This is a genomic window from Streptomyces sp. NPDC098781 (genome assembly GCF_044759995.1).
GTDB lineage: Bacteria > Actinomycetota > Actinomycetes > Streptomycetales > Streptomycetaceae > Streptomyces.
Window position 1 is genome coordinate 345,514 of the sequence record NZ_JBIWAK010000008.1, and the last position, 22,963, is coordinate 368,476.

Consider the following 22,963-nt stretch of genomic DNA (forward strand, 5'->3'; position numbering starts at 1 on the left):
CTCGCCGGTGAATGGTTCAGGCGGGAAACGAAGGAGTCAAGAGTTGGGGCCAGAGTCCGGCGACCGTGTCAAAAGCCTTGACGCGGGCCCTTCTTGGGTCTTAACTCACGCTCTAAATTAAGCATTCACGCAGCAGTACTCCCGGAAGGGACACCTGGAGCCATGCGCACAACGCGAGCCGCGGCCGTAGCTGCCGTCACCATGTCTCTCGTCCTGGCCGCCTCGGCCTGCGGAGGCGGTTCGTCCACCGACGGCGGGGGGTCCAACGACTCGCCGAAGACGCTGACGTACTGGGCCTCCAACCAGGGTGCCAGCATCGAGGTCGACAAGAAGGTCCTCCAGCCCGAACTCGACAAGTTCGAGAAGGAGACCGGCATCAAGGTGGAGCTGGAGGTCGTGCCCTGGTCCGACCTGCTCAACCGGATCCTCACCGCGACGACCTCCGGTCAGGGCCCCGACGTCCTGAACATCGGCAACACCTGGAGCGCCTCCCTTCAGGCCACCGGGGCGCTGCTGCCGTGGAACGCCGAGAACTTCGGCAAGATCGGCGGCAAGGACCGTTTCGTGGACTCCGCGCTCGGCTCGACCGGCGCCGAGGGCCAGGACCCGGCCGCGGTGCCGCTCTACTCGATGTCGTACGCGCTCTACTACAACAAGAAGATGTTCGCCGACGCGGGCATCTCCGAGCCGCCGGCCACCTGGGACGAGTTCGTGGCCGACGGCAAGAAGCTCAGCCAGGGCGGCAAGTGGGCCGTGGGCGTGGAGGGTTCGAACCCCTCGGAGAACATCCACCACGCCGTCGTCTTCGCCAAGCAGCACGGCGGCGACTTCTTCACCCCCGACGGCAAGCCGGACTTCACCTCCGACAAGGCCGTCCAGGGCGTCAAGCAGTTCGTCGACCTGATGGCCAAGGACAAGATCATCGCGCCCGGCAACGCCGAGTACGCCCAGAACCAGTCCGTCAGCGACTTCGCCAAGGGCAAGACGGCGATGCTGCTGTGGCAGTCCGCGTCCGCCAACCTCAAGTCGCAGGGCATGAGCGAGGACGCCTACGGAATCGCCCCCATGCCCGTGCAGTCCGGCACCCCGGGCTCCGGCACCGGCGTCAACTCCATGGTCATGGGCATCAACCTGGCCGTCTTCAAGAACACCGACAACGTCGACGGCGCCACGAAGTTCGTGAAGTTCATGACGAGCGACGCCGAGCAGAAGATCCTCAACGAGGCCTACAGCTCGATCCCGCCGGTCAAGGGCGCCCAGGCGGACACGGCCTTCAACACCCCGGCCAACGCGGTCCTGAAGGACACCCTCGCCAAGAGCGCCGTTGCGGCGCCGCAGGTCGCCGACGAGTCCCAGTTCGAGACGGCGGTCGGTACGGCCATCAAGGAACTGTGGGCCGACGCCGCCGCCGGCCGCGCGGTGACCGAGGAGTCGGTGAAGGCGGCCCTGGAGAAGGCCCAGCAGCAGATGCCGACGAAGTGAGCACGATGACGACCACGGTCCCTCCGGAGGCCGCCGTACGACGGAGCTCCCCCGGGAAGGCGAGCGGCCCCCGCCGCCGTCCCGGGCGGATCCGGCGCATCGGACTGCCGTATCTGCTCCTCCTGCCCGCCCTGCTGCTCGAACTCCTGGTCCACCTGGTGCCGATGGTGATCGGCATCGTGATGAGCTTCAAGGAGCTCACGCAGTTCTACATCCGCGACTGGACCACCGCGCCCTGGAACGCCCTCGACAACTACGAGATGTCGGTGGACTTCAACGCCCCCGTCGGCGAGGCGCTGCTCCACTCGTTCCTGGTCACCGTCGCCTTCACCCTGCTCTCGGTGGGCCTGTGCTGGCTGATCGGCACGGCCGCCGCGGTCTACATGCAGGACACCTTCCGCGGCCGGGGCCTGCTGCGCGCCCTGTTCCTGGTGCCGTACGCGCTGCCGGTCTACACGGCCGTCATCACCTGGGTCTTCATGTTCCAGCACGACAACGGCCTGGTGAACCACGTCCTGCACGACCAGCTCGGCCTCACCGACAAACCCTCCTTCTGGCTCATCGGCGACAACAGCTTCATCGCGCTGCTGACGGTGTCGGTGTGGAAGGGCTGGCCGTTCGCCTTCCTGATCGTCATGGCCGGCCTCCAGAACATCCCGAAGGAGCTGTACGAGGCGGCGGCGCTGGACGGAGCGGGTATGTGGCAGCAACTGCGCCGCATCACGCTGCCGTCGCTGCGCCCCGTCAACCAGGTCCTGGTCCTGGTGTTGTTCCTGTGGACCTTCAACGACTTCAACACGCCGTACGTCCTGTTCGGCAAGACGGCTCCGCAGGCCGCCGACCTGATCTCGGTGCACATCTACCAGGCGTCGTTCGTCACCTGGAACTTCGGCACCGGCTCCGCGATGAGCGTGCTCCTGCTGCTGTTCCTGCTCGTGGTGACGGGCGTGTATCTCGTGCTCACCTCGCGCGGACGGAGGACCAAGCATGCGTAACTCGCCCATGGCACCGCCGCGTTCCTTCCTCTGGTCCCGGCGGATCTTCCTCACCCTGCTCACCGGCTTCGTGCTGGTCCCCGTCTACGTCATGATCTCCAGCTCGCTGAAGCCGCTGGCGGACGTCACGGGCCAGTTCCGCTGGCTGCCCAGCAGCGTCACCATCCGCCCGTACATCGACATCTGGTCGACGGTGCCGCTCGCGAGGTACTTCGTGAACTCGCTGATCGTGGCGGGCGCGGCGACGGTCTGCTCGGTGGTGATCGCGGTGTTCGCCGCGTACGCGGTCAGCCGCTACAACTTCCGCGGCAAGCGCGTCTTCACGGTCACCGTGCTGTCCACCCAGATGTTCCCCGGCATCCTCTTCCTGCTCCCGCTGTTCCTCATCTACGTCAACATCGGCAACGCCACCGGCATCGCCCTGTTCGGCTCGCGCGGCGGCCTGATCCTGACGTATCTGACCTTCTCGCTGCCGTTCTCGATCTGGATGCTGATCGGGTACTTCGACTCGGTGCCGCGCGACCTGGACGAGGCGGCGCTCGTGGACGGCTGCGGGCCGCTCGGCGCGCTGTTCCGGGTGGTCGTGCCGGCCGCGATCCCCGGCATCGTCGCGGTCGCCGTCTACGCCTTCATGACCGCGTGGGGCGAGGTGCTGTTCGCGTCGGTGATGACCAACGACACCACCCGCACCCTCGCCGTCGGCCTCCAGGGCTACTCCACGCTCAACGACGTGTACTGGAACCAGATCATGGCCGCCTCACTGGTCGTCAGCGTGCCCGTGGTGGCCGGCTTCCTCCTCCTCCAGCGCTATCTGGTCGCGGGTCTGACGGCGGGCGCCGTGAAGTGAGCGCCGTGCCTCAGGCGACCAACACCCCCCATTTCGAAGGGATTTCTGTGTCCGACCGTATCGACCTCGCCGCACTCCCGCACGACTTCCTGTGGGGCACGGCCACAGCGGCGTACCAGATCGAGGGAGCCGCGGCGGAGGACGGCCGCTCCCCGTCGATCTGGGACACCTTCTCGCACACCCCCGGAAAGATCGCGGGCGATGACAACGGCGACGTGGCCTGCGACCACTACCACCGCTGGCGCGAGGACATCTCACTGATGCGCCGACTGGGCACCAACGCCTACCGGCTGTCGGTCGCGTGGCCGCGGGTCGTGCCCGGTGGAGACGGTCCGGTGAACCCCAAGGGCCTCGCGTTCTACGACGAGCTGGTCGACGGGCTGCTGGAGGCGGACATCACTCCGTCCGTCACCCTCTACCACTGGGACCTCCCGCAGGCGCTCCAGGACCGCGGCGGCTGGCCCGAGCGCGAGACGGCCGAACACTTCGCGGAGTACGCCTCGGTCGTGGCCGCCCGGCTCGGCGACCGCGTGAAGCACTTCGCCACCCTCAACGAGCCCTCCTGCTCGGCGTGGATCGGCCACCTGGAAGGCAAGATGGCCCCTGGCCTGACCGATCTGACGGCCGCCGTCCGCGCCTCCTACCACCTCCTCCTCGGCCACGGTCTGGCGACCCGGGCGATCCGCGCGGTCGCGCCCGGCGCCGAGGTCGGCATCGTCAACAACCTCTCCACGGTGTACGCGGCCGGCGACCGCCCCGAGGACGAGGCCGCCGCCCGCCGCCAGGACGGCCACGTCAACCGCTGGTGGCTCGACCCGGTGCACGGCCGCGGCTTCCCGGCCGACATGGTCGAGACGTACGGCGTCGACCTGCCCGAGCGCTCCGGCGACCTGGCGACGATCGCCGCCCCCCTGGACTGGCTCGGCCTGAACTACTACTTCCCGGCCCACGTCGTCGACGACCCCGCCGGCCCCGCACCCCACGCGCGCGCGGTCCGCCGCCCGGACGTACCGCGCACCGGCATGGACTGGGAGATCGACGCGAGCGGTCTGGAGACGCTGCTGCTGCGCCTGACCGAGGAGTACGGCCCGCGCAAGATCTACGTCACGGAGAACGGCTCCGCCTTCCCCGACGTCGTACGCCCCGACGGCACGATCGACGACCCCGAGCGTCAGGACTACCTCGTCCAGCACCTCGCGGCCTGCGCTTCGGCCGCCCGCAAGGGGGCGCCGCTGGCCGGGTACTTCGCGTGGTCGCTGCTGGACAACTTCGAGTGGGCGTACGGCTATGCCAAGCGCTTCGGCCTGGTCCACGTCGACTACGACACGCAGGTGCGCACGATCAAGGGGACCGGACACCGTTACGCGGACATCGTGCGGGCCCACGCAAGCCAGGCGCGCCGGGCGGCCTGACACCGAGCGCGGTGGGCGCGGGGGCCGGGGCCCGCGTCCACCGCTTCCGTCGCCGGACGGTCATGCGCATCGGCGACCGGCACCGAACCGCCATCTGAACTGTCATGTTCGCATCAACATCGACACTCAGGAGAGCCGCATGCCGCACCGCATCCCCCGCACCCTCCTGGCCGCCCTCGCGACGGCGGCCCTGCTGTCCTCCGGTACGGTCCTCGGCGCGCCGGCGTCCGCCGCCGTGGCCGCCGCATGGGACACCGACCGTGCCGCCACCGCCCACGCCGCGAACCCGGCCGCCGTCACCGCGTCCGGCGCCGAGAACGCCGGCCTGGCGGCGGGCCTCGCCTTCGACGGGGACGCCGCGACCCGCTGGTCCAGCGACTTCACCGACGACGCCTGGATCCGCGTAGACCTCGGCACCACGATCCGCGTCGACCGCGTGGTCCTGGACTGGGAGGCGGCGTACGGCAAGAGATACGTCCTGGAGGCGTCGAGGAACGGCACCGACTGGACCCCCTTCTACACGGAGACCGCAGGCACCGGTGGCACGGTCACGGCCCACACGTACCCGCAAGAGGTGACCGGCCGCTACCTCCGGATGCGCGGCATCGAAAGGGCCACGCCCTACGGCTACTCGCTCTACTCCTTCAGGGTCTACGGCGGCGAACCGGCCCCGGCGTCGACCACCCGCACCAACCTCGCGCTGAACCACCCCGCGTACTCCGACCACTACCAGCACGCGGGCAATTCACCGGCGTTCGTCACCGACGGCGGCCGGCCGGCGAACCTCAAGGACGACGCGACCCGCTGGTCCAGCGACTGGAACGCCGACCGCTGGATCTCGGTGGACCTGGGGGCTGTATCGGCCATCTCCTCGGTGGACCTCTACTGGGAGGCGGGCTACGCCGTCGACTACGAACTCCAGGTCTCCGACGACAACCGCACCTGGCGCACGGTGTACCGTCCGTCGGCCGCCGAGGTGGCGGCCCGCCGCGCGAACGTCAAGTCGCCGTCGGAGGCCGTGGGTCTGCACGACACGATCACCCTTCCCGCACCGACGACCGGCCGCCATGTCCGGGTGCTCGGCAAGGAGCGCCGCAGCTTCCACAACCCGGCCCCCGCCACGGCCCAGTTCGGCTACTCCCTCTACGAGTTCGAGGTCTGGGGCACGGGCGGCAGCGCCTCGGCGGCCTATCCGCCGCTTCCGGCCGAGCAGCCGGGGACGTATCGGACCACCTTCTTCGACGACTTCACCGGCGATGCGCTCGACCGCTCCAAGTGGCGCGTCGTGCGCACCGGCACCGAGATGGGCTCGGTCAATGGGGAGTCACAGGCGTACGTCGACTCGGCCGACAACATCCGCACGGAGAACGGCGCGCTGGTGCTGCGGGCGAAGTACTGCAAGGGCTGCACCCAGGCCGGCGGAGGCACCTACGACTTCACCTCGGGCCGCATCGACACGAACACGAGGTTCGACTTCACGTACGGCAAGGTCAGCGCCCGTATGAAGCTCCCGGTCGGCGACGGCTTCTGGCCCGCCTTCTGGCTCCTCGGCAGCGACGTCGACGACCCGTCGGTCTCCTGGCCGGCCTCCGGCGAGACCGACATCATGGAGAACGTCGGCTACCGCGACTGGACCAGCAGCGCCCTGCACGGCCCGGGCTACTCGGCCGACGGCAACATCGGGGCCCGCCAGACCTTCCCGGACGGCGGCACGGTCGACCAGTGGCACACCTGCTCCGTCGAGTGGACGCCCACCGGCATGCGGTTCCACGTCGACGGCCGCCTGGTCCAGGAGACGACCCGGAACAAGTTGGAGTCGACGCGGGGGCAGTGGGTGTACGACCACGACCAGTACGTGATCCTGAACCTCGCCCTGGGCGGGGCGTATCCCGCCGGGTGGAACCAGGTGACCACGCCCTACTGGGGGCTGCCGCAGTCGAGCGTGGACCGGGTCGCGGGTGGGGGAGTGCAGGCGGAGGTGGACTGGGTGCGAGTGGAGCAGAAGCAGTAGAGCCGCCGTTCAGTCCCCGGCCGTCCGAGAGCGGTGGACGTGTCGGAGGCCGAGCAGTTCGGCGACGGCCTCCAGCCAGCGGGCCGTCTCCTCGTCACCGTCGACCCCGTCGGCGGCGGTGGCCGCGGACTCCAGCCACCCCCGCACCATGGACGCCGCCTCGTCGCCCGGTACCGGATCGCCGGGATGTCCGACTGCGCCAGCTAGTCGTCGGTCCGGCCGGGGCGCGAGGTCTGCGGCTCGGACGTCATGGCTTCCTCACGGTGACGGTGTAGGTGTGGACGGTGGCCCGGTACTTCGCGTCGGGGGTGGGGCTGCCGCTCGGGACAGGGGACGGGGTGACGGGGCCGCCGGCGTCGCCGCCGCCGGCGCAGGCACCGTGCGGGCACTGGATGAGCCGGATCTTCGTGGTGCCCGCACCGATGGCCTTGAAGTCGAAGGAGTCCGTTCCGCTCCCGCTGCCGACGGAGTCGTCGTCGGCCTCGATCTCCTCCCGCTTGTCCGTGCTCCGGACGACGTCGCGGTCGGGCTCCGGCGCTGTCACGTACCACCATTCGCCCATCGCGGTGTCGACCGGAACGGACAGCGTGAACTCCTCCCCCTCGTCCACCTGTATGTGGTCCTCACCCAGCTCGTAGGTGTCCGGTTCGGTGAGGCCGCAGCCCGCGAGCACGGTCATCAGCAGGGCGGGCAGGGCGAGTCGCCGCAGGGCGCTGGTCATGGCGCTCACTCTCATCGGTCGGCGGGCAGGTGGACGGCGTACGCGTCGGGCATGCGGGCGTCGGAGGCCTTGTTCATGGTGCCGTTTACGAAGTCGTCCTGCTGCCCCCCAGTGACGGCTCAGGCCTGCTGACCAGGGATAGTACCTGAGTACGTGTCATGGGCATGCAGCCAAGCGCCGGGGCCTCGTTCAGGATCTGCGCTCGGGCCGAAGCGCTTCGGGCGTACGTCTCTCCGTCTCGCGGCGAGCGTCAGGCCCAACTGACGTTCCAGCCCGGCGAGGAGCGCGTCGCCGCCGCGGGTGAGGGCGCGGAGGAGCCGGCCGCGTTCCGGTCCCGACGAGCGACGGGGTGTCAGTCCCCTGCGGGTGAGCCCGGGACGAAAAAGGGGTCCACCTGGGCGGCCAGGTCGCTGCCCGTTCTGTCGTCCGCCCACGCGCGCGCGTTGCGCAGATGGAACTCGACCGCGTGCGCGTGCATCGCGGCCCAGTCCTTCCGTACCGCGTCGACCGCCCCGCGCAGCACGTTCAGCGCATGGACGTTGTGGGACTCCAGTTCTCCCTGCTCCCGCCCGCGCTCCGCCGCGCGGACCCACGACGACTGGACGAGGTGGGTCAGGAGATCGTCGCCCACCTCCTCCTTGAGGAAGAGCAGGTCGTCCTCGCAGGTCACCTTGTTGCCGACGACCGCGACACGGATGCCGAACTCCCTCGCGTGGTCACGGTACTGGCGGTAGACCGAGACCCCCTTGCGGGTGGGCTCCGCCACCAGGAAGGTCAGGTCGAAGCGGGTGAACAGACCGGAGGCGAAGGCGTCCGCGCCCGCCGTCATGTCGACCACCACGTATTCGCCGGGGCCGTCGACGAGGTGGTTGAGGTAGAGCTCGACCCCGCTCAGCTTGGAGTGGTAGCAGGCGACCCCGAGGTCGCTCTCGTCGAACTCGCCGGTCACCATCAGCGGTACGTCGCCCACGCGCCGGACGTGGCGGGTGTGCAGTTCGTCGTCGCCGAGGAGGCGCAGGAGGCGGGAGCCGCGGCCGGGCGGGGTCGTCTTGATCATGGCGTCGGCGGAAGGGATGCGCGGGTTGGTGCCGCGCAGGTACTCCTTGATGTCCCGTACGTGAGCGCCGAGGGGCGGGGCGTCCGGGCCGGGGCCGGTGTGACCCAGTGCCTCCGCGAGGTGCTGGTTGATGTCGCCGTCGACGGCCAGGACGGGCGCGCCGGAGCGGGCGAGGTGGCGGGTGAAGAGGGCAGACAGGGTCGTCTTGCCGCTGCCCCCCTTGCCGACGAACGCGATACGCATCAGCAGCCACCCGCCTTCCGTACCGGCAGGACCGCCGGTGTAACCTTGTTGAAAATGGATGTCATGTGATTAGGTTGGCCATGGCCGCTGATCACTGTCAAATCGCTTGAGCCGTACGAGGGTTGAGGAGGAGGTGAGGGGTGACGTGATCACCCCTTGCCCTTAACGCATATGATGTGCAAGTGCACGACTACAGCATCAGGGCGGCGCGCCCGGACGACCTCGACGGTGCGCGAGCCCTGATGCTCGACACCGTCTACCGCGACTTCGGCACCGGCTATGTGCCCCGCTGGCACGCGGACATCATCGACCCGGCCGCCGCCTATCTCGCCCCGCCCCGGCACACCCTCCTCGTCGCGCTCGACCCGCACGACAACGGTGTCGTCGCCACCGCCGCCGTCGACTCCCGCGGCCCGGCCCACCCGCCGAACCCGCGCGACCTCGCCGAGCGCTACCCCTCCGGCACGACCGCGCAGCTGCGCCGCGTCTACGTCCGCCCCGAGCACCGAAGGCGCGGGCTCGCCCGCCGGCTCGTCGCGGAGCTGCTCGCCTTCGCGGCGGCGGACGGCGGATACCGCGCCGTCTATCTGCACACCGACCCGAGCGTGCCCGGCGCCGAGAGCTTCTGGCGCTCGCTCGGCAAGGTCGTGCACGACGAACGCCAGGACACCGGCGGCGACAACGGCGTCGTCCACTTCGAGATACCGATGGAGCGATAGACCGTGCGACGCCGACTCCGCCCGATCCTCGCGGCCCTCATGCTCGCCCCGGCGCTCGCCGGCTGCTTCGCCTCCAACGGCGGCAGCGAGACGGACGACCGCGCCGACGCCGGCTCCCGGCTGCGCGTCGCCCTGGCCTTCCCACCCGCCGAGAAGCTCTCGCCGTACGGCGCCGACGCCACCATCCTCAGCCGCCTCGGCGTCACCGAGGGCCTGACCGCGCTGGACGCCAACGGCACCGCCACCCCCGCCCTCGCCGCCTCCTGGCGCCGGGAGGGCGACCGCACCTGGCTGTTCACCCTGCGCGAGGCAACCTTCCAGGACGGCTCCGAGGTCACCCCGGCCGCCGTCGCCGCCTCCCTCACCCACGCCACGCAGGCCGAGCCCGCCCCGGCCGCCCTCGCCGGCGTCACCCTCACCGCGAAGGCCGACGGCGCCACGGGCGTCCGGATCACCACCGGGGACCCCGACCCGATCCTGCCGTTGCGCCTGTCCAGCCCCTCCCTCGCCGTCCTCGCCGCCGGGGCGTACGACAAGAAGGACGACGTCGACCCGGTCGGCACTGCCACCGGACCCTTCGAACTCACCAAGGTGATGGGCGCCACCGCGGCCTCCCTCGACCGCTACGACGACTACTGGGGCGGCCGCGCCCAGGCCACCGGCATCGACGTGAAGTTCGTCGCCGACGGCACCGCCCGCGCGAACGCCCTGCGCACCGAACAGGTCGACCTCGCCGAGGCGATCCCCGTCTCCCAGGCCGCCACCCTCGACAAGGCCACCCGCGAGGCGACCGCCACGACCCGCACCACGAGCCTGCTCCTCAACAGCGAGAAGGGTCCCTTCAAGGACGCCGCGCTGCGTGCCGCCGCTCGCCAGGCCGTCGACACCTCCGTGCTGGCCAAGGGCGTGTACGAGGGATACGCCGACGTAGGCGCCGGCATCTACGGGCCCGCCGTCACCTGGGCCGAGGGCAAGCGCACCGACCCGGTCGGGCGCGTGAAGCCCGGGAAGCCGCAGGACACGCCCATCAAGCTCGCCACGTACGACAACCGGCCCGAACTGCCGGAGGTCGCGCAGGTGCTGAAGCAGCAGCTGGAGAAGGCCGGGTTCGCGGTGACGCTGGAGGTGCGTGAGTACTCGCGGCTGGAGAGCGACGCGCTGGCCGGCAAGTTCGACGCCTTCGTCCTCGCCCGCAACACCCTCGTCGACACCGGCGACCCGGTCTCCGTCCTCGCCAGCGACTACACCTGCGACGGCGGCTACAACATCGGTCAGCTGTGCGACAAGGACGTCGACCAGGCCGTGGCCAAGGCCGAGCGTACGACCGACACCGCCGAACGGCAGGACGCGGCGATGGCCGCCGAGGCCCGCATCCTGGGCAGCGACGCCGTCGTACCGCTGGTGCACCAGCGCATCATCACCGGCGTCGGGACCTCCGTCAGCGGCGAGATCCTCGACCCGTACGAGCGCACCCTCGTCGGCATCGGCACCCGGCGCTGACCCGTGCGACAGCGCGCGGCCACGCTGCTGTGGCGGGCCGGGATCGCGGGCGCCCTCGTCACGGCCATCGGCGTACTGCCCTGGCTCTCGCACACCGACCCGGCGCTGACCGTCCTGAAAGCCCGGTCGGCGGACCGCGACCCGACGCCCGAGGTGCTGGCCGACATCCGTGCCCAACTGGGCCTGGACAAGGGCCCGTTCCACCTGCTCGGTGACTGGGTGGGCGGGCTGTGGCGCGGGGACGCCGGACGGTCGTGGATCTCCGGCGGCGAGGTCACGCCCGCCGTGCTCCAGGCCCTCGGTGTGTCCCTGCTGCTGATGGCGGTGGCCCTCGTGGTCGCCGCCGTCACCGCCGCGCTGATCTGCGCCCGCACCCTATGGCTCGGGGCGCGGCGCCGGCTCGACGGACGGCGTGCCGGAGGCAGCGGTTCCGCGGTGCTCGCCGCACTGCCCGAGTTCCTCACCGCGTCCGTCCTCGCCACCGTCGTCGGCGTACAACTCGGCTGGCTGCCCGCCCTCGGCTGGTACGGCCCCCAGTGGACGGTCCTGCCCGCCCTCGCCCTCGGTCTGCCCGCCGGAGCCATCCTCGGCCGGCTCCTCGACGACCTGTTGCCCGGCGCCTTCGCCGAGCCCTGGGCCCTGGCCGCCACCGCACGCGGACTGCCCGGCCGCACGGTCGCCCGGCAGGCCCTGCGCCGCTGTCTGCCCGGACTGCTCCCCAACACCGGCCTGTTCGTCGTGGGCATCACCGGCGGTGCGGTCACCGTCGAGCAGATCTACGACATCCCCGGCCTCGGCCGTACCACCCTCCAGGCCGCCCTCGCCCAGGACCTGCCCGTCCTCCAGGCCGGCACGCTCGCCCTCGTCCTGCTCGCCGCCGTCGCCGCCGGACTGGCCCACCTGCTCACCCGCCTGCTGATCGGCCCGGCCCTGCGCGACGGCGCGCTGCCGTCCCTGCACCGGCCGTCGCCGCCCGCCCACAGGATCCTGCCCTTCGTGTACGGCGGCCTGCTCGTCGCCGTCATCGCCCTCGGCCTGCCCCGCGATCCGCTGGCCCTCGACACCGCCGAGCGGCTCACCGCCCCCTCCCCGTCGCACCCGTTCGGCACCGACGCCCTCGGCCGGGACGTCCTCGCCCGCGTCGCGCACGGCGCCCTCGACACCCTGCTGCTCGCCCTCGCGATCACGGCCGTCACCCTGCTCACCGGGCTGGCGCTCGGCCTGCTGCCCCGCCTGTCCGGGCCGCTCGTCGACACCGTCACCGCACTGCCGCCGGTCCTCGTCGCACTGCTCGTCACCTCGGTCGTCGGCGGCGGAAGCGCCACACCCGCGCTCGCCGTGGCCGCCGTGGCATGGACCCCGCTCGCCGCCCACACCTCCGCGCTTCTACGACAGGAACGCGCCGCCCTCCATCTCACCGCGACCCGCGCCCTGGGCGCCGGCCCCTGGTATCTGCTGCGCCACGAACTGCTGCCCGCCGTCCTCCCGCCCGTCGTACGACACGCCCTGCTCCGACTGCCCGGCATCGCCCTCGCGCTCGCCTCGCTCGCCTTCCTCGGCCTGGGCGCCCAGCCGCCCTCCCCGGAATGGGGCCTGCTCCTCGCCGAGAACCAGCCCTACGCCGAGCGCGCCCCCTGGGCGGTCCTCGCACCCGCCGCCGTACTCGCCCTGCTGGGCGCGCTGGCGGTGACGTCGGCCGGGGGAGTGCGGCGCCGTGGTCGAAAGGCCGCGCCCATCGAGCCCGAGGTGCCCGAACGACGGCCGGAAGCGGCGGAGTTGGTGGCGGCCCGATGAACCTGTCGGCGCTCGGCCTCGGCAAGCCGGCCCGCGCTCGACCCCGCCGGCTCTCTCCCCTCCTCCGCCTTCTCATCCTCACTCAACTCGCCTTCAACATCGGCTTCTTCGCCGTCCTGCCCTTCCTCGCCGAGCACCTGGGGCAGGGCGTCGGCATGGCGGGCTGGCTGGTCGGATTCGTGCTGGGGCTGCGGACCTTCAGCCAGCAAGGGCTGTTCGTGGTGGGCGGGGCGCTGGCCGACCGGTACGGGATCCGGCCGGTCGTGCTCGTGGGGTGCGTGCTGCGGATCGCCGGGTTCGTGTGGCTGGGGTACGCGCGCGAGACCTGGGCGGTGATCGGGGCCGTGCTGCTGATCGGGTTCGCCGCCGCGCTGTTCTCGCCCGCCGTGGAGTCCGAGGTCGCCCGCCAGGCCGTGCTCTGGGAGGAGTCGGGCGGCGGCTCCCGGACCCGGGTCCTGGCGCTGCTCACCGTCGCCGGACAGGCGGGCGCCTTCATCGGGCCGCTGCTGGGCGCGCTGCTGCTGGCGGTGGACTTCCGTACGGTGTGCTTCGCCGGCGCCGGGATCTTCGTACTCGTCCTCGCCGGACACGCGTGGCTGCTGCCGCAGCGCATACCCGGCCGCGGCGGGGTGGAGTTCCGCGGCGGCACGGGCAAGCTGCTGCGCAACCGCCGCTTCCTCGCCCTGTGCTGCGCGTACGGCGCCTACCTGCTCGCCTACAACCAGCTCTACCTCGCCCTGCCCGACGAGGTGGAACGCGCCACCGGCTCCCAGTCGGCGCTGGCCTGGCTGTTCGCCCTGTCCTCGCTGCTGGTGGTGATCGCCCAGCTGCCCGTCACCCGGTGGGTGGGGGAGCGGCTCACCCTGCGCCGGTCCATGGTGGCCGGGCTGCTGCTCATCGCGGCGGGCTTCGCGGTCGTGGCGGCGGTGCGCCCCGCCGACCGGACGGGTACGGCGGGCCTGTTGCCCGCGGCCGGCTTCGTCGTCCTGCTCACCCTCGGCCAGATGCTCGTCGCCCCGGCCGCCCGCGCCTGGGTCCCCGACCTCGCCGAGCACGGCCGACTCGGCCTCTACACCGGGGCGTTGTCCTCGATCTCGGGCCTCATCGTCCTCATCGGCAGCTCGGCGACGGGAACCCTCCTGGACACCGGCCTGCCTGCCGCGGTGCCGTGGCTGGCGTTGGCGGCTGTGCCGCTCGGGGCCGTTCTGGTGGTGCCGCGCAAGTAGGGTGCGGGCTCTGGGCTCGTCGGGTTCTTCCCCGCGGTTCGGCGACGGGAGCTCTCGTGGGCATTGGTCTGCCCGGTGCCGTGCCCTGGGCAGGGATGTGCGGCTGGCGATCGCCTGTCAGGCGAGCGTTGAACTTGTGGCCGCCTTCGGCCGGACGGAGAGGTCGCCGGCAGGCTGACTCTCGTCATGGTCCCCGTGCTCTCGGGGGTGCGCGCCCGGATCGAGGACGTCGGCATGGAGGAGGCGGTGCGCGGTGGTGGCGCGCCGGGCCGCTGATGGGGGAGGCGGGGGGCGCGGACCCTCGATCTCAGTTCGCGGCCGGACCTGGCCTCGGTCGACGGGCTGTACGAGCGGACGGGGTTCGCGAGGCGGCAGTCCCCGGCGTACCGGATGCCCCTGGGCGGCTGACCGCGTTCAGGACGCCACCAGCTCCGGCACCTTCGCCACGTCCGGCACGGAGACCCGCTCGGTACGCGATGTCCGGTACAGCCACAGGATGTCCCGCCCGAACGACCAGACCAGCGCCGCCAGCGCCGCCGCGGCGACCGCGAACGTCGCGGCGTACGGGAGGTAGTCGGACGCGGCCAGCAGCAGGAACACGCCCTGCATCGCGGCGACCGCCTTGCGGGCCGTGCTCGGCGGCAGCGGGGCGTTCAGCCAGGGCCAGATCCGGGCGGCGGCGACGAAGGCGTAGCGCATCGTGCCGATGAGGAGGACCCAGGGGCCCAGCGACATCGAGACGTACACGCTCAGCACCAGGATCAGGAACGCGTCCACCTCCATGTCGAAGCGCGCGCCCAGCGCCGTGGAGGTACCCGTGCGGCGGGCCACCTTGCCGTCCACACCGTCCAGGATCAGCGCCACCGCCGTCAGTCCGACGAACAATGTCACCGGCGGTGAGCTCTGGAACGAGTCCGCGACCAGCGCCGTCACCCCGCCCACCAGCGTCGCGCGGCCCAAGGTGACCCGGTTGGCCGGACCGAAGCGGCGGAGCCCGGAGCGGTGCAGGGCCGTCGAGAGCAGTGCCCACGTGGCGACGGCGAAGACCAGGCCGGTCAGCCAGCCCGCGGGCCCCATTCCGATCGCCGAACCGAGCAGGGCCAGCAACAGGATCTGCACGCCCGCTCCCACCGCGGTCTCCTGCTGTACCAGCCTCGCGTCGTAAGTGTTGTTCAGGGCCACCGCGCATTCCTCCGGCCAGATGACAGAGACGATCAAGGCCGCGTACTGTGCGCGACCTGTGCACACCTCCGTACGTGCACGGCTTCACGATCGTTCAGGAGGATCCCGATGAACCGCAGCGCACGTGCGTTCTGGCTCAGCTCTCCGGGCGCGGGAGAGGTCCGGGACGTCGCCCTGCCGGAGCCCGGCGACGGCGAGGTCCTGGTGCGGTCGCTGTACTCCGGGGTCAGCAGGGGCACGGAGACACTCGTGTTCCGCGGCGGCGTCCCGCACAGCCAGCACGCCGCCATGCGCGCCCCCTTCCAGGAGGGCGAGTTCCCCGCCCCGGTGAAGTACGGCTATCTCAACGTCGGGGTAGTCGAGGAAGGGCCGACGGCACTGGTCGGCCGTACCGTGTTCTGCCTGTATCCGCATCAGACGCGGTACGTCGTCCCCGCGAGCGCCGTGACCGTCGTACCGGACACCGTGCCCGCCGCCCGCGCCGTCCTCGCCGGGACGGTGGAGACCGCTGTCAACGCGCTCTGGGACGCAGCCCCCCTGATCGGCGACCGGATCGCCGTCGTCGGCGGCGGCATGGTCGGCTGCTCGGTGGCCGCCCTGCTGGCCCGCTTCCCGGGCGTGCGGCTCCAGTTGGTCGACGCCGATCCACGCCGGGCGGAGGTCGCGGAGGCGCTCGGAGCCGACTTCGCCTCGCCCGCGGAGGCGGCCGGCGAGTGCGATCTCGTCGTGCACGCCAGCGCCACCGAGCAGGGCCTGTCCCGGTCGCTCGAACTGCTCAGGGCCGAGGGCACGGTCCTCGAACTCAGCTGGTACGGCGACCGGCGGGTCGGCCTGCCGCTCGGCGAGGCCTTCCACTCCCGGCGCCTGGTCATCCGCAGCAGCCAGGTCGGCACCGTCTCCCCGGCCCGCGCCGCCACCCGCGGCTACGCCGACCGGCTCGCCCTCGCCCTCGATCTGCTCGCCGATCCCGCCCTCGACGCGCTGGTCACGGGGGAGAGCGCTTTCGAGGAGCTGCCCGAAGTGCTGCCGAAGCTCGCCTCCGGGGAGATCCCGGCGCTCTGTCACCGCGTCAGGTACCCGGACCCGCACTGACGCAGTCGTTCATCACCGGACGCACGAGCGCCTGACCTGAGAAAAGAGTGAGAGAGGGCTGAACGCGGGGAAGCCAAGAGCCGTACTACACGACATCCCCGGCAGCGAACAGCGGGGGATGAGGAGCGCACCGCACCTGGAGGGTCGTCCGTTGTTCAGCATCACCGTCCGCGATCACATCATGATCGCCCACAGCTTCCGCGGCGACGTCTTCGGACCCGCGCAGCGCCTGCATGGAGCGACGTTCCTGGTGGACGCAACGTTCCGGCGCGAGCAGCTGGACGACGACAACATCGTCGTCGACATCGGACTGGCCACACAGGAGCTGGGCGCCGTCGTCGCCGAGCTGAACTACAGAAACCTCGACGACGAACCCGACTTCGCCGGGATCAACACCTCCACCGAGTACCTGGCCAAGGTCATCGCCGACCGACTCGCCGAGCGGATCGAGAAGGGCGCGCTCGGCGAGGGCGCCAAGGGCCTCGCGGGGCTCACCGTCACCCTGCACGAGTCGCATGTCGCGTGGGCGAGTTACGAGCGTGCCCTGTGACCGACATCATCCTGGAGAAGCCGGAGAAGGCGCAGCCGCCCGCTCTCGGCTATGTGCCGGTGCAGCACTCCGTTCTGAAGAACGCCGAGATCATCCCGATGTCCCTGCGCTCCGTGCACTTCGTCCTGCCGGGCGGCGTCGACGACCCGGCCGCGCCGAGCGGCGGCAACGCCTATGACCGGCGGGTCTGTCTGGACCTGCCCGGCTTCGGCTGGCAGGTGCACAAGCACGCCGTGGACGGCGAGTGGCCCCGGCCCGGGGTGGCGGCCCGCGCCGAACTCGCCCGCACGCTGCGGGAGTTCCCGGACGGAACCGTCGTCCTGCTGGACGGTCTGGTCGCCTGCGGGGTGCCCGAGATCATCGTCCCGGAGGCAGAACGACTGCGCCTCGCGGTCCTCGTCCATCTGCCGCTCGGCGACGAGACGGGGCTGGAGCCCGAGGTCGCCGCCGACCTGGACGCCCGGGAGCGCACCGTGCTGCGGGCGGTCCCCGCGGTCATCGCCACCAGCGACTGGGCGGTCCGCCGGCTCGTCTCCCACCACGGCCTCGCCCCCGAAAGCGTCCATGTCGCCGCCCCCGGCGCCGACATCGCGCCCCTCGCCGCGGGCACGGACGGGGTGTCCCGCCTGCTGTGCGTGGCCGCCGTGACACCGCGCAAGGGACAGCACCGGCTGGTGGAGGCGCTGGCGACGGTGACCGATCTGCCGTGGAGCTGCGTCTGCGTGGGCGGGCTGAACCAGGATCCCGAGTACGTCGCCGAACTGCGGTCCCTGATCGCGCGGCACGGTCTGGAGGACCGGCTGATCCTCGCGGGCCCGCAGTCCGGCGCCGACCTCGACACCAGTTACAACGCCGCCGACCTCATGGTGCTCACCTCCTACGCCGAGACGTACGGCATGGCGGTGACCGAGGCGCTGGCGCGTGGCATCCCGGTGCTGGCGACCGACGTCGGGGGCCTGCCCGAGGCGGTCGGCCGGGCCCCCGACGGCGGTGTCCCCGGCATCCTCGTCCCGCCGGAGAACCCCGCCGCGATCGCCACCGAACTGCGCGGCTGGTTCGGCGAGGCCGACGTGCGACGCCGGCTGAAGGCGGCCGCCCGGGGACGCCGGGCCGCCCTGAACGGCTGGGCCGGCACGGCCCGCAGCCTGGCCTCGGTACTGGGCCGGCTGCCGAACGGACCCCGGAGGGCGGCATGACGAACCCGGCGACGACACAGACCGGCGCGGCCGTTCCGGCCCAGCCGGGGCCCAAGGACGTGACGGACGCGACCGACTCGGCGACAGTGCCGGGAGCGCGGCGAGGGATCGTTTCAGCGGAGGGTGACGTGAGTGGCGTGTCCGTACCGGCGTCCGACGACGACGCCGTGATCCTCGGTGCCGGCCCCGACTTCCGTCCCGGCGAGCGGGCCACCCTGCGCCTGCGGGACGCCGGTCCGGACGACCCGCCCCGCTACGCCCCCGAGTGGCTGGAGCTGCGGGAGGGCGCCGACGCCGCCGCGCGGGCGCACGACCTGCTCGACCCGCTGCGCATCCGGCTCGCCAACCTGCCCCGACGGGCGGGTGGACTGGCCATCCACGACATCGGCTGCGGCACCGGTTCCATGGGCCGCTGGCTCGCGCCGCACCTCGACGGCGCCCAGCACTGGGTCCTGCACGACCGCGACCCGTATCTGCTGCACTTCGCCGCCGTGGCCTCCCCGCGCTCGTCCGCCGACGGCAGCCGGGTCACGGTCGAGACCCGCCGCGGCGACGTCGGCCGCCTCACCCCGGACGCCCTCCAGGGTGCCTCGCTGGTGACCGCGTCCGCGCTGCTCGACGTCCTGACCCGCGAGGAGGTCGACACCCTCGCCGCCGCCTGCGTGGGCGCCGGCTGCGCGGCGCTGCTGACGCTCTCCGTCGCCGGACGCGTCGAACTCACCCCGTCCGACCCGCTGGACCAGGAGATCGCCGAGGCGTTCAACGCCCACCAGCGACGCTCCGGCATGCTCGGCCCCGACGCGATCACCGCGGCGGCCGAGGCCTTCTCCGAGCACGGCGCGACCGTCCAGGTGCACCCGAGCCCGTGGCGGCTCGGCCCGGGAGAGTCGGCCCTCACCGCCCAGTGGCTGCGCGGCTGGGTCGCCGCGGCGGTCGAGCAGCGCCCAGAACTGCGCGAGCGCGCCGACCGCTACCTCAGCGAGCGCCTCGCCGCCTGCCGGGCGGGCGAGCTGCGGGTCGTCGTCCACCACAGCGATCTGCTGGCACTGTGCCGACCGAAGGGCGGGGCGTCATGAGCGTGGAGACGGTGGCGAAGACGCCCGCGGCACGGTGGAACGCCACCTCGCCCTCCCGCATCGGAGTCATCGTCACCGAACCCCGCCCGGAAGCGGACACCCCCGAGTCCCCCCGGATCCGGCCGCGTTCCTTCCTCTCGCGCGTCAACACCCCCGCCGTCCGCACCCACGTGGGCACGGCCGTCGGCGTCGTCATCCTCGCGGTGCTGTTCTGGCGCCTCGGCACCGGCGTGTTCCTCGACGGACTGCGCCGGATCGACGCCGTGGCGCTCGCCGGGGCGCTCGGGATCGGGGCCGTCACCACCGTGTTCAGCGCCTGGCGTTGGCAGTTGGTGGCGCGTGGGCTCAGGATCCGGCTGCCGCTCGGACCGGCTGTCGCCGACTACTACCGGGCCCTGTTCCTCAACGCGGCCCTCCCCGGCGGCGTCCTCGGCGATGTCCACCGTGCCGTGCGGCACGGACAGAGCGCCGGTGACCTGGGGCGCGGGGTCCGCGCGGTGGTACTGGAGCGGACGGCCGGCCAGCTCGTCCTCGCGCTGGCCGGCGCCGGCATCCTGCTGACCATGCCGTCCCCGGTGCTGGACGAGGCCCGCGACATCACCCCGCTGCTGCTCTTCGCCGGCGTGGGCGCGCTCGCCGTGGTGGCCGCCCTGCGCATGAACCGCGCGCCGTCCCGCCGAGACCGCACCGAGCCGACGGCCCTGCGCAGGACCTTCGGCGAGGCCCGGGAAGCCCTGCTGTCCCGCCGCAACGGCCCCGGCGTCGCAGTCTCCTCCGCCGTCGTACTGGCCGGGCACCTCGGCATGTTCGTGCTCGCCGCCCGGATCGCCGGCTCCGACGCGTCCGTGGCCGCCCTGCTGCCGCTCGCCGTCCTGGCCCTGCTCGCCATGGGCCTGCCCCTGAACGTCGGCGGCTTCGGCCCCCGAGAGGGCGTCACCGCCTGGGCGTTCGGCGCCGCCGGTCTCGGCGCGACGACCGGACTGGCCGTCGCCGTCGTGTACGGCGTGCTCAGCTTCGTGGCCGCACTGCCCGGTCTGCTCGTGCTGGTCGCCCGCTGGTACACCGCGCTGCGCGCGGGATCCGGAACCGGATCCGCCGAGACCGTGGCGGACCCGGAACCCAGCGGCTATTTTCGTGCGTCTCCCGTATCCGCTACGGAATCGTCCGCGGAGGTCAGCAGTGACACATACGCGCCGAAGGAATCAGCGAGGCTCGCCAGCAGTCGCTTCCCCTTTTTCGCGGAACCCAGCGAAGGACGGCCGATGACACCGGAATCGGTATAGCCGGACATACCGAGGGTCAACAGATGACGGCGGTCGTCCGCCACGAAATCGGAAGTCTCATAACCGGGTCGGATCAATTCGGGATGAGTGTGCAGAAGGATGGAGGTCTCGATTTCCCCCGCGTGCATGTCGGTGAGCAGCGAGGTCTCCACCCCCGCCCGCTCCCGCGCCGCCTCCCAGTCCTCCGGGGCCGGGAACAGCGCCATTCGCTCCCCGCGCGCGGAGGATTCCTGAACGACGTTGCCCAGTACGTAGTTTCCGCCGTGCCCGTTGACCAGCACCAGGGTGTCGACGCCGGACCGGCGGAGCGAAGCCGCGATGTCCCGTATCACCGCATGAAGGGTCACGGAGGAGATGCTGACGGTCCCCGGCCAGGCCGCGTGCTCGTGCGAGCAGGAGATCGTCACCGGCGGAAGGAGGTGCACCGGGTACGCGGCGGCGATGTCACGCGCGATGGCACAGGCCACGAGCGTGTCGGTCGCCAGCGGAAGGAACGGACCGTGCTGCTCGAAGCTTCCGACGGGAAGGACCGCCACCTGTCGTGAGACGCCCGCTCCCCGCGTCCGTACGTCCTCGGTGGTGTCCGCCGGCACCAGCGAGTGCGCCGCCGGCCGCGTCTGCGAACCACTCATCTTTTCACGGCCTTTCGTCTCTGTTTAGGAACTGAAGAATCATGACAGATAAAATTGGCGTCATCGGCAAGAAGTCCGCTCCGCGGCCGCAGCGTTCCGGTGTGGAGCGCGTGGTGAATGCACCGCTGCCCACCGTGTACGGCGAATTCCGCGCCGTCGGATACCTCGACCACGACCGTGGTGACGAGCAAGTGGCCCTGGTCTACGGCGAGATCGGCACGGACGACGTACTGACGCGGCTGCACTCCGAGTGCCTGACCGGTGACGCCTTCGGTTCCCAGCACTGCGAGTGCGGCGACCAACTGGCCTCCGCGCTGCGCGCGGTCGTCGCCGAGGGCAGCGGCATCGTCGTCTATCTGCGGGGCCACGAGGGGCGGGGCATCGGGCTGCTCGGCAAGCTGCGCGCGATGGCTCTCCAGGCGGAGGGCCTGGACACAGTCGAGGCCAACCTGGCGCTCGGCTTGCCGGTGGACGCCCGCGACTACGGCGTCGCCGCCGAGATCCTGCACGACCTGGGCGTATCGAGCGTCCGCCTGATGTCCAACAACCCGCGCAAGCGCGAGGCGCTGGTGCGGCACGGCATCCAGGTGGCCGAGCAGGTCCCGCTGCTGATCCCGCCGTGCGAGAACAACATCACCTATCTGCGCACCAAGCGGGAGCGTCTCGACCACCACCTGCCCCATCTGGACGCGGTGGCGCACCTGTCCTGATTGCCGAGCGGCCCATCCGGACAGGAAGAGGGAACGACCGACGGCTTCCAGGAAGGTGGGCCCTTGGACACGCACGCGAGTGTCGTCGTCATCGGCGGCGGTGTGATGGGCACCAGCATCGCCTACCACCTCGCCCGCGCCGGGGTACGGGACGTCGTCCTCGTCGAGCGGGACGAACTGGCCTCCGGATCCACCTCGAAGGCGGCCGGCGGGGTCCGGGCGCAGTTCTCCGACGAGCTCAACATCCAGCTCGGGGCGCGCAGTCTGGAGGCGTTCGACCGGTTCGCCGAGGACACCGGGTACGACATCGGGCTGCACCGGGTCGGCTATCTGTTCCTGCTCTCGACGCCGCAGGACGTGGCCGGCTTCGAGGCGGGCGTCCGGTTGCAGAACGCCCTCGGCGTGCCCAGCCGGATGATCGACCCGGCCGCGGCACGGCGGCTGTCCCCGCTGATCAGCACGGAGGGACTGCTCGCGGCCGCCTACTCACCGGACGACGGCCACTGCACCCCGGAGTCCGTGGTCCACGGCTACGCGTCCGCCGCCCGCGCGTACGGGGCGCGGATCTTACGCCGCCACGGCGTCACCGGCATCGAGATGCGGGGCGACCGGATCACCGCCGTGACGACGACCCTCGCGCGGATCACCACCGACACCGTGATCTGCGCGGCCGGCCCCTGGTCACGGGCGATCGGGGCGATGGCCGGCGTGGATCTGCCGGTGCTGCCGCTGCGCCGGCAGATCGCGGTCACCGAACCGGTCGACGGTCTGCCGCCCCGGCTGCCCATGACCATCGACTTCACCACCAGCCTCTACTTCCACACCGAGGGCCCCGGCCTCCTCCTCGGCATGTCGGACCCGGACGAGCGGCCCGGCTTCGCCACGGACACCCATGATCGCTGGATCCCCCGGCTGGCGGCGGCGATGGAACGCCGCGCCCCCGCCCTGCTCGAACTGCGCCGCACGGGCGGCTGGGCGGGCCTGTACGAGGTCACCCCGGACCACAACGCGCTGATCGGCGAGGCGACTTCGGTGTCCCGGTTCCTCTACGCGACCGGCTTCTCCGGCCACGGCTTCCTCCAGGGCCCGGCCGTCGGCGAGGTGGTCCGCGACCTGTACCTCGGCCGCCGGCCCTTCGTGGACGTCGGCCCTTTGAGCGCGGACCGCTTCGCGGCCGACGCCCCGCGGCCGGAGGCCAACCGGGTCTGAGCGGGCGGGGGCCGTGTGGACGGGTC

At 71.6% G+C, this 22,963-nt stretch carries 20 protein-coding genes and 1 pseudogene; 16 read left to right on the top strand and 5 right to left on the bottom strand.

All coding sequences use genetic code 11. The annotated features are described in order from the left end of the window. Positions 1-162: 162 nt before the first annotated feature. From ACIQWG_RS30835 to ACIQWG_RS30855, 5 genes are all read left to right on the top strand, one after another. On the top strand, positions 163-1,482 hold the full coding sequence (locus ACIQWG_RS30835; protein WP_404101621.1) for an ABC transporter substrate-binding protein: 1,320 nt from the start codon (positions 163-165) through the stop codon (positions 1,480-1,482). A gap of 5 nt (positions 1,483-1,487) precedes the next feature. Further along, positions 1,488-2,477 (top strand): carbohydrate ABC transporter permease, encoded by a 990-nt coding sequence (locus ACIQWG_RS30840; RefSeq protein ID WP_404101623.1) that lies wholly within the window; start codon positions 1,488-1,490, stop codon positions 2,475-2,477. 7 nt (positions 2,478-2,484) lie between these two features. Beyond that, the gene (locus tag ACIQWG_RS30845) at positions 2,485-3,324 is read left to right on the top strand and encodes a carbohydrate ABC transporter permease (protein ID WP_404101839.1); all 840 of its coding nucleotides are present in this window, start codon (positions 2,485-2,487) and stop codon (positions 3,322-3,324) included. A gap of 47 nt (positions 3,325-3,371) precedes the next feature. Next, entirely contained in the window at positions 3,372-4,736 is a 1,365-nt protein-coding gene (locus ACIQWG_RS30850) for a GH1 family beta-glucosidase (RefSeq protein WP_404101625.1), read from the top strand. A 139-nt stretch (positions 4,737-4,875) separates the two neighbouring features. Beyond that, positions 4,876-6,747 carry a discoidin domain-containing protein gene (locus ACIQWG_RS30855; protein ID WP_404101627.1) on the top strand — a complete coding sequence of 624 codons (1,872 nt, stop codon included), beginning with the start codon at positions 4,876-4,878 and terminating at the stop codon, positions 6,745-6,747. A gap of 9 nt (positions 6,748-6,756) precedes the next feature. Here ACIQWG_RS30855 and ACIQWG_RS30860 read toward each other — a convergent pair whose 3' ends face one another. From ACIQWG_RS30860 to ACIQWG_RS30870, 3 genes are all read right to left on the bottom strand, one after another. After that, entirely contained in the window at positions 6,757-6,897 is a 141-nt protein-coding gene (locus tag ACIQWG_RS30860; protein ID WP_404101629.1) for a hypothetical protein, read from the bottom strand. 97 nt (positions 6,898-6,994) lie between these two features. Next, a complete protein-coding gene (locus tag ACIQWG_RS30865) occupies positions 6,995-7,468 on the bottom strand; it encodes a protease inhibitor I42 family protein (RefSeq protein WP_404101631.1) in 474 nt (157 codons plus the stop codon). 352 nt (positions 7,469-7,820) lie between these two features. After that, positions 7,821-8,768 (bottom strand): ATP-binding protein, encoded by a 948-nt coding sequence (locus tag ACIQWG_RS30870; protein ID WP_404101633.1) that lies wholly within the window; start codon positions 8,766-8,768, stop codon positions 7,821-7,823. 182 nt (positions 8,769-8,950) lie between these two features. Here ACIQWG_RS30870 and ACIQWG_RS30875 point away from each other — a divergent pair, with 182 nt between their 5' ends. From ACIQWG_RS30875 to ACIQWG_RS30890, 4 genes are read left to right on the top strand one after another with little or no spacing between them, the layout of a single operon-like run. Next, complete coding sequence (locus ACIQWG_RS30875; RefSeq protein ID WP_404101635.1) at positions 8,951-9,487, top strand: GNAT family N-acetyltransferase; 537 nt, start codon at positions 8,951-8,953, stop codon at positions 9,485-9,487. Positions 9,488-9,526: 39 nt separating this feature from the next. Further along, positions 9,527-10,987 carry an ABC transporter substrate-binding protein gene (locus tag ACIQWG_RS30880; RefSeq protein WP_404101840.1) on the top strand — a complete coding sequence of 487 codons (1,461 nt, stop codon included), beginning with the start codon at positions 9,527-9,529 and terminating at the stop codon, positions 10,985-10,987. A gap of 3 nt (positions 10,988-10,990) precedes the next feature. Next, on the top strand, positions 10,991-12,781 hold the full coding sequence (locus ACIQWG_RS30885) for an ABC transporter permease subunit (protein WP_404101637.1): 1,791 nt from the start codon (positions 10,991-10,993) through the stop codon (positions 12,779-12,781). Next, positions 12,778-14,007, top strand: a complete 1,230-nt coding sequence (locus ACIQWG_RS30890) for an MDR family MFS transporter (protein ID WP_404101639.1) — start codon at positions 12,778-12,780, stop codon at positions 14,005-14,007. The genes ACIQWG_RS30885 and ACIQWG_RS30890 overlap by 4 nt, the downstream gene beginning before the upstream one ends. A gap of 414 nt (positions 14,008-14,421) precedes the next feature. Here the strand turns inward: ACIQWG_RS30890 and ACIQWG_RS30895 are convergent, their stop codons facing one another. Next, entirely contained in the window at positions 14,422-15,189 is a 768-nt protein-coding gene (locus ACIQWG_RS30895) for a CDP-alcohol phosphatidyltransferase family protein (protein ID WP_404101842.1), read from the bottom strand. 108 nt (positions 15,190-15,297) lie between these two features. Here ACIQWG_RS30895 and ACIQWG_RS30900 point away from each other — a divergent pair, with 108 nt between their 5' ends. The 5 genes and pseudogenes from ACIQWG_RS30900 to ACIQWG_RS30920 all read left to right on the top strand — a co-directional run. Beyond that, complete coding sequence (locus ACIQWG_RS30900; protein WP_404101641.1) at positions 15,298-16,281, top strand: dehydrogenase; 984 nt, start codon at positions 15,298-15,300, stop codon at positions 16,279-16,281. 151 nt (positions 16,282-16,432) lie between these two features. Then, on the top strand, positions 16,433-16,831 hold the full coding sequence (locus tag ACIQWG_RS30905) for a 6-pyruvoyl trahydropterin synthase family protein (RefSeq protein WP_404101643.1): 399 nt from the start codon (positions 16,433-16,435) through the stop codon (positions 16,829-16,831). Continuing rightward, positions 16,828-18,027, top strand: coding sequence for a glycosyltransferase family 4 protein (locus ACIQWG_RS30910; protein WP_404101645.1), 1,200 nt, complete (start codon positions 16,828-16,830; stop codon positions 18,025-18,027). The genes ACIQWG_RS30905 and ACIQWG_RS30910 overlap by 4 nt, the downstream gene beginning before the upstream one ends. After that, entirely contained in the window at positions 18,024-19,103 is a 1,080-nt protein-coding gene (locus ACIQWG_RS30915) for a class I SAM-dependent methyltransferase (RefSeq protein WP_404101647.1), read from the top strand. The genes ACIQWG_RS30910 and ACIQWG_RS30915 overlap by 4 nt, the downstream gene beginning before the upstream one ends. Continuing rightward, positions 19,100-20,125, top strand: a pseudogene (locus ACIQWG_RS30920) (lysylphosphatidylglycerol synthase transmembrane domain-containing protein); the annotation flags it as partial. The gene ACIQWG_RS30915 and the pseudogene ACIQWG_RS30920, both read left to right, overlap by 4 nt. Before the next feature lie 104 nt (positions 20,126-20,229). Here ACIQWG_RS30920 and ACIQWG_RS30925 read toward each other — a convergent pair. After that, on the bottom strand, positions 20,230-21,018 hold the full coding sequence (locus ACIQWG_RS30925) for a creatininase family protein (RefSeq protein WP_404101649.1): 789 nt from the start codon (positions 21,016-21,018) through the stop codon (positions 20,230-20,232). Between the two features lie 41 nt (positions 21,019-21,059). Between ACIQWG_RS30925 and ribA the strand changes: the two genes are divergently transcribed. Both ribA and ACIQWG_RS30935 read left to right on the top strand, forming a co-directional pair. Beyond that, the gene (gene ribA, locus ACIQWG_RS30930; protein ID WP_404101651.1) at positions 21,060-21,728 is read left to right on the top strand and encodes a GTP cyclohydrolase II; all 669 of its coding nucleotides are present in this window, start codon (positions 21,060-21,062) and stop codon (positions 21,726-21,728) included. A gap of 63 nt (positions 21,729-21,791) precedes the next feature. Then, a complete protein-coding gene (locus ACIQWG_RS30935; protein ID WP_404101653.1) occupies positions 21,792-22,937 on the top strand; it encodes an NAD(P)/FAD-dependent oxidoreductase in 1,146 nt (381 codons plus the stop codon). Positions 22,938-22,963: the final 26 nt, after the last annotated feature.